Below are 10,936 nucleotides of genomic sequence, written 5' to 3'. Positions count from 1 at the left end.
TGAAAACAGAGGAGTACTTTATGTAAAGTTACAAAGTAGTTTGTTTTACGCATAAAATGTAGGTTAACATCTGTAGAATTGTACCACTATTTTATCCATTTAATGATGGTGAGTAACATGCCTTTACTTTTCTTTTGAGGGAAGAAAATTTAAAGTTCTACACTATTGCTGATTGGAGTGCAAGGTGAGACAGACGAGACCCTGCACGGAGCGTCAGCGCAGGAAGCGGCTCGTCACTCGCCCACAGGAAGCCTTGCTCTGCGCGAAAGCGAAGCGTCAGCGACAAAGCGAGTAGCCTGGAACGGAAATCATCTTCATTTGACTTAGTAGTATTCACAAAGAGTCCCTTGACTATTTAATTTTTCAACACTATGAGCGTCAAATACAACCTTTTGTATTTGGCGCTTATTTTGTGATAGCTTAAAGGGAGCAACAGTAATGAAGGAGCGAATATATTGAAGATTTATACATACAAACAACCAGCGGCGATTGAATCAACAGAATCAGTAGCAATATTGAATGAAGCGGGGAAAGTGTCGTCTACTGTTCAACGTGTTTATTCGAATAAATTGAAAAAGGCATTTGACCGCACAATGGATTATCGCTATTTTGTACGCTTTGATGCCAGTGATATCGCTGGTCAGCCTCTTTTTACATGCAAAAAGGTGTCCCGTCGTGGGCGCGTGCATTTTCAAGGAAAGGATTTCGTCACAGGCAAAGAGTATATGATTGCCTATGATGGCTGGCAAATAATGCTTCCTGATTTAATCATTACAGATGGCACCCAAAAAATTAAGCTCAACAAAGAGATGGAAGACTGGTCTGTATTTTCTGTTGAAGATCAACCGATTGCACGCTGGCAGGCAATCTTTTGTGAGACTCATTTTGAGATAACCCTACAAATTGAAGACAACAGTCCAATACAGCATGAAGCTTTTTTTAGTGCAATTGGACAAGCTGTGTTGTTTGTAGGAGCGTAAATGTGGTAGATGTCGATAAATTTGAAAAAGTGTCCGATAGAATGAAATAGTTGGGCGATAAATCTAAATTATAGGGCGATAAACTGAAACGATAAAGCTTTGTGATATAAAACAAATTTAAAGAGCATGTTTTAATCATTCTAAACATGCTCTTTATAAACAACGAGTGGGTTCTCAAGTCATTTCGATTTGAAGCGTCAATAGCTGCTCCAATTTATCTTTTAATGGCGGTTGTGCCTTTAGGGACTGTTTTCAATTAAATATCCATCATCTCATTCGTTAGTTTCTTACGACTAATCCAGTAACCTTGCAATGTAAAAACAATGAGTGTCGTGCCTAAAAAGACGATACTCGTCAATCCTAATGTAAAGAAGTCATAATACTTAGGCGACTTGTCATCAATTGTATTAATCAATTTCGTTACTAAGAGTCCAAGAAATGTGCCAACAGCCAGTCCATACAATACAAAGGACAACACTTGCGTTAAAATGAGCTTGATTACCCCACCTGGTGAAAGACCAATAAGCCGTTGGATTGCAAAATCGCCTCGTTTTGAGTAAATGGAGTGAAGTAGTGTTTGCAAAACCCCGAGACAAGTAGCGACAATTAAAATAATAAAGACTCCAACAAAAAGGCTCCAACGCTGGAAGAACATTTCATCGTTTTGCTTGATAATTGTCTCTTTATCAGTAATTTTTAAAGCTGGCCAACGCTCTTGTAAGAATGAAAGCTCAGCTAATGCCTGTTCTGTATCATCCGTTTCCACCATAATGTCTTTAATATATGTTTTACCAATGCTGGTCGTATTAATATTTGAAAGGAAAGATGACCAATCAACCATTAAATCGGAAGTATTATTTGGAGCATCTACAATTTCAATGATTTTTAATTCGCCTATAGAGACATTTTTCTGTAATGCAAGATCATAAGCACTTGTTTTTAAATGATCCCCAACTGCTAATTTATATTTTTGTGCATAACTTTTTGTAATAATAAGTCCATCTTCTAAATCAGCTTCAATAGCATTTAGCTTATTTTTTTGAACATATTTTTGAACATCTATCGCAATAATATCAGAGGATTCAAAGAAATCATCAATATATAAGTCGATAGTAGCATAATTACTTTGTGCATAGGCATAAGACACGCTCGGCAATGCTTCGATTTCTTCTATTAATGCTTGTGTAATGGTAGGGGCATTTAATTCATTTTCAATTTTAATTGATGTTTCATATTGAAAGTTTATATTTCCATATGAGCTTTGCTGAATCGTTTTAAATAATGAACTACCGAATGTTAAAATAACCATTAACCCGATAATACTAAGTAAAATTGGCATATTTTTTCGTACCTGTGGCATAAGCTGCTGACACGCTAAGTATGCCTCTTTGCCAAAAATAGTACGAATGGGCTTCAATGAAATTTTAAATAGTGCAGTAAAGAGATATGGCATCATGTAGAGTAAAACTCCACTAACAAGTAATGTGCCAATTATTATCTTAAGAGCACCTTCTCCAGTACTCTTTCCAACTAGATGGGCATTCGAAAATAAGTACAAGACTGCGATTGCAACAACAATTACAACAATTGTTTTCCACCTTGCCCAACGTAAACTTAAATTTTCATTCTCTGTTGCAATTTGTAAAGGTAATAGACTAGAGCTTTTATGAACTTGCCACTGTGTGATTAGTTGTAGTAATAAAAAACTTGCAATAGCAATCACAAAAACAAAAATAATAGGAAAATCAGTTTTTGCTTCTGGTAATTTCATTAAGCTAACGAGTTGTGGTAGCCAACTCTTTATCACCAATAAACTGACCACTGTCCCCAGCAAAACACCGAAGCTAATGATGATCGATAATTGCAATTGTACAATGCGTCCTACTTGCTTTGTGGAGGCACCAAGTGCACGTAATACTATTAGCTGTTCTTTAATTTTGTAGAATAATAGCTGGAATGTTGATAGTAGTAAGACACTTGAAATAAGTAAGATAAAGAATGACAACACAATCATAAAAATCATTAATGCTTGTAAATTTTTCTTAATTTCATCAATGTCACTCACGATATCGACACGTAATGTTTCATCAAGCTGTTTTAAGTTTATACCAACGGAGGTTGCCATATTATCTTCCGTTTTAAGGAGGGCAAACATTCCGGCAGTTTGTTTATCACTAAATTCTAACCATGTTTTCAACACATTATTTTGTATAAGGATAAAATTAGGACTATCTGTGCCTTTTAGTGGTGGAAGGATTTCTTGTATTGTAAAGTTGCTTGTATCTATTTCAATAGAATCTCCAACTGTTTTACTGAAAGTGATGTTTAGCGTATCGCCAACCTTTTTTTGGAAGATGCGTGCCAAATTTTCAGTAATCACAACATCATTCGGGCCAAGATTGACATTAAAATGGTAGCGGCTTTTCACTAAGTCATCATTTTCAACACCAACTGTATAAAATGATGTGTTTTTTTCATTTTCAACATTTGTTTGAGCTAATGACACACTAGAAACATTTGTAACACCAGGTATTGCCTCGAAATTTTCGATTTGCTGTGAAGTTAGCAGCATATTTTGATCAGAATTATAACCGACCATTATATCCATTTCGCCAAATAGTGCTTGTATATTTTCTTTCATTTGACTATTGGCATTCCATATATAAACACTCATTGTCATCACAAGACAAATAGAAATCGTGATAATACTAATACTCGTTAATACATTTGACCAAGCTGCACGAAATAGCTTCACGGCAATGCTACGCATCGTAAACATTAAAGATCACCCCTAGTAATTAGCTTGAACTTCGCTAAAATACAATCCAAATCCTCTGCCGTTTGCTGATTCTGATAGGAATCTACAATGGCCCCATCATGGAAGAATAATACACGATTCGCATAGGTTGCAACATAAGGATCATGTGTGACGAGTAAAATTGTTTGATTCATATTTTTTTGTAAATTCACTAAAAGCTCTAAAATTTCATCCGTCGTATTCACATCTAGCGCACCAGTCGGTTCATCTGCCAACAGGATAGGAGGATTTGCAATAACGGCGCGGGCTATAGCGACTCGTTGCTTTTGCCCACCTGACAGCTCACTTGGTCGATGCTTTGCCCACGCGGCAATATTAAGCTTTTCCATCATGTGCTGTACGCGCACTTTTATGTCTTTACTCGGTACATCATTGAGGATAAGGGGAAGCGCTATATTATCTTCCACAGATAAATCTTTTAATAGATGAAAGGATTGAAAAATAAAGCCGATATTTTCTTTACGGAATTTTGATGCATTTGGCTCCTGATAAATATCATGTGCTTCTTCGCCAAATAAAAATAGTGCGCCTTCAGTTGGTTCGTCAATGGCGCTAATCATGTTTAGTAATGTACTTTTACCAGAACCACTTGTCCCCATAATAGCCACCATTTCGCCTTGGTAAATGGTACAATGAATATTTTTCAATGCTTGTACTGTATGATGCTTTTGTCGAAAGACTTTGGACATACCTTCAAGACGTAGCACCTCTGTTAATCGTCCATTAGGTATTGGAATCGTATTAATGACCTCTTTCAACGGATTGAACCCATTCATCTATATATGCCCCCTTTAATTGTTGTCGTAAAGCCTGTAAGCCACGTCGGATATTTGTTTTCACAGTGCCTTCAGGATATTGTAAAATTGTAGAAATATCCTTTACTGAGTAGTCCTGATAAAAACGGAGTAGCAGAACGGTTTTATATTTTTCCTCAAGCTTACAGAGAGAATGCCAAAGATCTAGCTCCTCTTCGATATATGTATGTGTTGTACTAGTAAAATCCTCTAAAGTATGTGGTTCGACAAGCTGTACCGTATTTTTCTTTGCTATATAGGTTTTACAAACATTAATAATAATGCGCGTTAGCCAGGTTGAAAAATAGTGTGGCTCCTTTAACTGAGGTAGTCCCTCATAGGCACGAATGATTGTTTGCTGGAAAACCTCTACGGCGTCATTTTCATTTTGTACATAGACATAAGCCATGCGATAAAGTTTATGCTGCTCCTGTTCAATCAGCTGATAAAATGCCTGCTCATCTCCGTTTTGAGCTAACTCTACTAGTGAAACTTGCTGTGTAGTAATGAAAATCGCCTCCTTCTACCCATTAGACTTCGCGAACGCCCAATTCGATTCAATTTTTTTGAAAAAGAGTAAATTTGATAATACTGTCCAATTTATGGTGATAAATCAATTTACTGCTATAATGTTATTAGTAGTATAAATCGATTTGAAAATGGAGGATAGTCTTGACGATGATGAAAAATTATTATTAACAGCTATTTAAAGAATGATCCATAAAAAGTGAATGAACTTAATAAAGGGCGATTGTAGGTTGTTTGTCTTGAAGAAGACGAGAATAATTACTATCTATGTCAAATATAGATTTACAAAAGAAGATATAGAATACAAGGATAGCAGATTGATTTTTTCGAAAGAGGAACAGCCTATCATTTAACGATAGAGCCCCAAAGAAAAAAGAGGAAATTATCGTGTAATAGATACTTAACTTTTTCAAGCAACGACTAAACTTGAAAAGGACAATCTATCTAATTAGGTCTGATAATTAAGGAGGAGTAAGTCATGAAGAAAAAGCCTATTTATGTAGAGGTGGATATACTTGCACCTATTGAGGAGGCATGGACCTACACACAAAATCCGAAGCTTCATGAGCAGTGGGATCTACGTTTTACCTCCATTACATACATTGAGAAAAAATCTGCTGAAGAGCCCCAGCAATTTACCTATGAAACAAAGGTAATGCCAGGTGTGGTGGTGCGTGGCTGGGGTGAAAGTAAGGGAGAGCACCAGAAAAAAGATGGTACTAAAACATCTTCATTGCATTTTGGGACACCACAAAAAATATCTCCTATTGCAGAGGGAAAGGGCTATTGGCAGTATATCCCTCATGAAAAAGGGCTGACATTTTTAACACAGTATGATTATGATGTTCGCTATAGAAAATTAGGGAAGTTATTGGACGCTATGTTTCGTCCGATGATGGGCTGGGCAACAGCACTAAGCTTTGATGTTTTAAAGAGATGGCTTGAAAAGGGAGAAAATCCTGCTTCCCAGTATCGACGTTTCTTTTTAACGACCTTAATAAGCATCCTCTTTTGCTTTGTATGGTTATATCACGGGTTTGTTCCCAAAATCATTGTGCAGCATCCGACAGAGGTCATGCTGGTGGAGAAAATACTAGAGAGAGATTTACATCAACCAGGCGAATCTGAGTTGGAGCCGAGCAAAATTGGGGTAGAGCTGAGTGAAACTAAGTTGGAGCCGAGCGAAACTGGGTTGAAGTCGAGCAAAACTGTGGTGAAGCCGAGCGAATCTAAGTTGGGGTTGAGCGAAACTGAGTTGGGGCCGAGCGAAACTAAGTTGGAGCCGAGCGAATCTGAGTTGGGGCCGAGCGAAACTGTGGTGAAGCCGAGCAAATCCGGGAACAAGCTGAGCGAACCAAATGAGGAATCAAGCAAAATCGAGATGAATTTGAGTAAAACAACGGCAAAGCCATCCATAGAAGTAGTTTCTTCTGGTAATGCTAACAAAATCGTCATCGGGATTGGTATAGCAGAGGTTTTGCTCGCGCTTTGTTGGCTGTTGTCACGAAGAAAGCGCATTTTGTTTGGGGCGCAAATTATCCTCTTTCCACTTTTAACAATAGGGACCTTGCTTACGGAAATGACGCTAGCCGCTGCTCCCTTTAATCCAGTGACTTTTAATCTAGCGTTATGGGTATTGTCCATAGTCGGTTTAATAATTAGTAAAGATATGCCAAGTGCCAGAAGCTGCATACTGAAGCGAGAGGAGACAACATGACCATTTATCAAACCATTTTAGGTGAGGATTTTACAAAATTGCATCCAAAACTTCAAGAGCGCTATACATTGCCAGTAGATCAACCATTTTATGCGACAGGAGTTATGCATAAAATTGAATCGGGAGCAAAGTGGCTGCGTCCCTTTTATTCCTTGGCGACTAAAACAAAATTTCTGTTCCCTGAGTCAGGTGAGAATATCCCTTTTTCGATTAGTAATACTTGTCGAACATTGCCAAGTGGTGAGCTTGAAGTTATATGGGAACGCGCCTTCCACTTTCCCAAAAGACCAAGATATTTTAATGCAAGAATGACAGTAGATTTAGTTAATAAAATAGTAAAGGATTATTTAGGTGAACCAGCTCTTTTTTATTCTGATTTGCACTTTGCTGTGACACGGGAAGGGAGATTGCTCATCCGTTCAGGTCTTCAACGTCTGGTTTTGTCCAAAATAGAATGTGCGCTTCCAAGATTTTTGGAGGGTCATGTTGTGGTGGAGGAAGGTTTTGATGATAAAAGAAATGTGTTTACGATTCATGTGTCCATCCATAATCCATTGATAGGGAGGCTGATGATGTATGCTGGTGAATTTACGCAACAATCTAGGTAACCCTGTTATACTATTCGGATTTATACTGGCAGCTATTTGTTTTGGCTTTAGCGAGCAGCCTACCTTTTTGCTGTTACTTACCATTGCACAGCTAATTTTTATACCTGCAATGATAAAAATGGTGGTGGACCTTCCTAGAGGCGGCGATGTAGTCATTGCTGCAATGATGGTTGCAGTTACAATGCTTCACTGGTGGACAGAAGGATGGATAGCTATTGTTCTAGCTCTTATCTATGTTATCTATACAGTGTTTATAGCAATCCAAGGGGTAAAGCGTTTTTTACAACGTGGCTTTACAAATATAGAGGAAATTTCGATTGATATTGGACTTATGTACTTATTTATTGGGGGACTATGGTTTTTTGCTTTTATAGCAAAAATCAATACAGGTTTCTCCCCATTAATTACATGGTTGACAGCCATCCATTTTCATTACTCAGCCTGCCTATTAGCGATTTCAATTGGTCTTTTTGGACGTATTCATCAAAGCAGATTATTCAATTGGATTTTTGTCGTTTTATGGAGTGGACCGTTTCTTGTTGCTCTAGGCATTACGTTCTCTAAAATACTAGAGGTTTTTTCTGTGGGATTATACATCATAGCTATTTACAGCTTATTTATACTTGTGCTAAAAACTAAGCTTACTGCAATTCAAGGTTTACTATTACGTATATCCTATGGTTCTTTATGTATCACAATTTTATGGTCAATCTTGTATGCATTAGGTAATTTGCTTGGGCATTATTCTGTTGGGATACCAGAAATGCTAAAATTTCATGGTGTTATCAATGGTGTATTCTTTGGGGCGGTAGGTGTATTAGCGTGGGCTATCGCTGTTCCTAAAACCAATCATCAACCTGTACAATTTCCAGTTAGTCAAATTCGCGGGAAACTACGTCAGCAAAATGATCCTCATCCAGGATTAGTGGATGTACTTCATGATTTTGTTAATACAACAGCATTACCTCCTGCAATCCCGCATTTTTATGAGCAAACAGAACAGTATCGTTTAAAGGCATCTGTCAAATGGAGAGCCTGGTTTAAACCATTTGCTTTGATTTATCAAGGCTTTAGTCGTTACATACAACAGTTAAATTTACCCTTATCTAGTCAGCAAATAGAGATGACAGGGAGGATTGTAAAAGTAGACGAACAGCAAGATGGACGTCCTGCTCCACGTGCCTGGATTCGAGCAATCGGCAAACAAACAATCTTTGTAGCCATTTATTCAAAGCATACTACAAACCAAACAACTTATATGAATATTGCACTGCCATTACCATTTTCAACGATGATAGGGGTATTGTATTTATATGAGGAGAATGGACGTTTACACTTGACTAGTGCTCATAATGGGGAAGCAGGCATTTATTTAGCCATCCATCAATTTTTATTTCAATTACCTTTACATGAACATTTTATGATAACTGAAAAAGATGAAACACTAACAGCTGTTCATAAAATGCGCATTTTTGGCTTACCTTTTTTACAAATTGATTATCAAATCGAGAAAAAATAACAGGAGCAGCCAATATATTTACGGCTGTTCTTTTTAGTTCAAAAATACCGGTTATAAAAAATCAATAGTTCATTTGGGTTTGTAAAATGAAATCAAAATATGCTGAAAATTACTTAAAAATTGCCTAGTTATTTCTTTAAATATAGAAAAAATTATTAAATCAACCTTGTTTATTTTAATAATGATAGATTACTAATAGTAATAACGAAGGTCCTCATTCAAAAAATAAGGAGAATTTAAACATGAAATTTAAGTCAATTAGTAAAAGAATTGTTTTTTCCTTTAGTATTGTAGTAGTAATTGTGATTTTGTACATAGGATACAATTTCTATTCGGTTAATCAGAGCAATAGTGCAACAGAGCAAATTATTGAAGAGGACTTACAACTTTTAATTGCAGACTATGAACTCGCTTCAACGATTAGCCTAAGAATTGCGGCGGCGAGAGGTTATGTGCTTTCGGGTGATGAAAAATATAAGCATATTTTTGATGATAATGTTGAACGTGCATTAAAAAATGAAAAAATTCGTTTAGCACTATCAGAATCAACAGAATTTAACAAATTTGCGACAATGGCCAAGGAATGGAGTAGCTATGTTGAGAAAAATGTCTTTGATGTTTATGATCAGGGCAATATCGAAAAGGCGACTAAAAATTTAGCCACTATGGACACAAAGGCTACTGAAATAAGAGAAGGCTATGAAGGCTTAGCAGAAAATCGTAAGCAATCCATAAATACTGTAGGTACAGACATTATTACTGCTGGGGATAATAAGCAGATTACCAGTATTATCGTTGGAATCATCCTTGTTGTTGTGTCAATTGGAATTGCCTTAATGAGTGCGCGCGTCATTTCAAGACCTATTATTACAGTGACGAATCGTATGCAACGTATTACAGATGGCGATTTAAGTGAGCCTGCATTGATAGTGAAATCAAGTGATGAAGTAGGGCAACTAACAGAAGCGACCAATACAATGTCTGATATTTTGAATCGTTTTTTAGCACATATTCAACGAGTATCAAACGATGTAGCTGCACATAGTGAGGAGCTTATGCAATCAGCAACAGAGGTCAAGACAGGTACAGCACAAATTGTCGATACAGTCACTGAAATTGCAAACGGTACAGAATTGCAGGCAAGCAATGCATCAGATGTAGCCGCGAATATGATGGAATTTAATACGAAGATGACAGATGTCAATAATAGCAGCAAGTTTGTTTATCAGTATTCACAGGATGTCATGGCATTAACGAAAGAGGGCAAGAACTTAATGAACACATCTACGGAGCAGATGACCACTATCCATTTTATTGTGAAAGATGCTGTTCAAAAGGTGGATGGTTTAAGTAAACAAACACAGAATATATCTAAAATCGTTGCAGTCATACAGGAAATAGCTGCACAGACGAACTTATTAGCGCTTAATGCAGCGATTGAAGCCGCACGAGCAGGTGAGCATGGGAAAGGGTTTGCGGTCGTTGCTGATGAGGTACGTAAGCTTGCTGAACAAGTGGCCGTTTCGGTTGACGATATTACAGAAATTGTGCAAAAGGTTCAATTAGACGCTAAAACAGTTACTTCTTCACTGGAGAATGGCTATAGCGAGGTTGAAAAAGGAACAACACAAATTGCTTCAACGAATGAAACATTTAATCAAATTAATGAGGCAGTTTCCTCAATGTCTGTCAACATAGACAGCATGTCCACGAAGCTAGAAGAGGTAGTTCAAAATACAGCTAGTATTCATAAATCAGTGGATGAAATTGCCGCTGTATCGGAACAATCTGCTGCAGGGATACAAGAAACATCTGCCACAATCGAACAGGCAGCTAGCTCCATGGATGAAATTCAAAATAGTTCAGCTAATTTAGCGGAGATGGCAGAAAATTTAAATAGAATCATTCAAAAATTTAAATTATAAAATTAGTATTAAATCTATCGGAATTTCATACTTTCATCACAATTAGC

General features: G+C 37.1%; 8 protein-coding genes. 5 read left to right on the top strand and 3 right to left on the bottom strand.

Annotation, left to right across the window (positions count from 1 at the left end; genetic code table 11):
- Positions 1-455: 455 nt before the first annotated feature.
- On the top strand, positions 456-980 hold the full coding sequence (locus tag AC1RNS_RS21760) for a tubby C-terminal domain-like protein (protein WP_492995695.1): 525 nt from the start codon (positions 456-458) through the stop codon (positions 978-980).
- A 256-nt stretch (positions 981-1,236) separates the two neighbouring features.
- On the opposite strand, the gene AC1RNS_RS21755 is transcribed toward AC1RNS_RS21760, so the two are convergent.
- From AC1RNS_RS21755 to AC1RNS_RS21745, 3 genes are read right to left on the bottom strand one after another with little or no spacing between them, the layout of a single operon-like run.
- Entirely contained in the window at positions 1,237-3,759 is a 2,523-nt protein-coding gene (locus tag AC1RNS_RS21755; protein ID WP_492995694.1) for an ABC transporter permease, read from the bottom strand.
- The gene (locus AC1RNS_RS21750) at positions 3,759-4,487 is read right to left on the bottom strand and encodes an ABC transporter ATP-binding protein (RefSeq protein WP_492995697.1); all 729 of its coding nucleotides are present in this window, start codon (positions 4,485-4,487) and stop codon (positions 3,759-3,761) included. The genes AC1RNS_RS21755 and AC1RNS_RS21750 overlap by 1 nt, the downstream gene beginning before the upstream one ends.
- Before the next feature lie 52 nt (positions 4,488-4,539).
- On the bottom strand, positions 4,540-5,001 hold the full coding sequence (locus AC1RNS_RS21745; RefSeq protein WP_492995693.1) for a sigma-70 family RNA polymerase sigma factor: 462 nt from the start codon (positions 4,999-5,001) through the stop codon (positions 4,540-4,542).
- 597 nt (positions 5,002-5,598) lie between these two features.
- Between AC1RNS_RS21745 and AC1RNS_RS21740 the strand changes: the two genes are divergently transcribed.
- From AC1RNS_RS21740 to AC1RNS_RS21725, 4 genes are all read left to right on the top strand, one after another.
- Positions 5,599-6,837, top strand: coding sequence for a DoxX-like family protein (locus tag AC1RNS_RS21740; RefSeq protein ID WP_492995692.1), 1,239 nt, complete (start codon positions 5,599-5,601; stop codon positions 6,835-6,837).
- Entirely contained in the window at positions 6,834-7,445 is a 612-nt protein-coding gene (locus AC1RNS_RS21735; protein ID WP_492995690.1) for a DUF4166 domain-containing protein, read from the top strand. Before AC1RNS_RS21740 ends, AC1RNS_RS21735 begins: the two co-directional genes overlap by 4 nt.
- Positions 7,414-8,964, top strand: a complete 1,551-nt coding sequence (locus AC1RNS_RS21730; RefSeq protein ID WP_492995688.1) for a YndJ family protein — start codon at positions 7,414-7,416, stop codon at positions 8,962-8,964. Before AC1RNS_RS21735 ends, AC1RNS_RS21730 begins: the two co-directional genes overlap by 32 nt.
- A 242-nt stretch (positions 8,965-9,206) precedes the next feature.
- Complete coding sequence (locus AC1RNS_RS21725; protein ID WP_492995687.1) at positions 9,207-10,889, top strand: methyl-accepting chemotaxis protein; 1,683 nt, start codon at positions 9,207-9,209, stop codon at positions 10,887-10,889.
- The last annotated feature ends 47 nt before the right edge of the window (positions 10,890-10,936 follow it).

This window comes from Lysinibacillus sp. GW821-FHT14F06, assembly GCF_058803665.1.
Note: the sequence above shows the minus strand (reverse complement) of the source record. Positions and strands in the feature narration are given on the sequence as shown.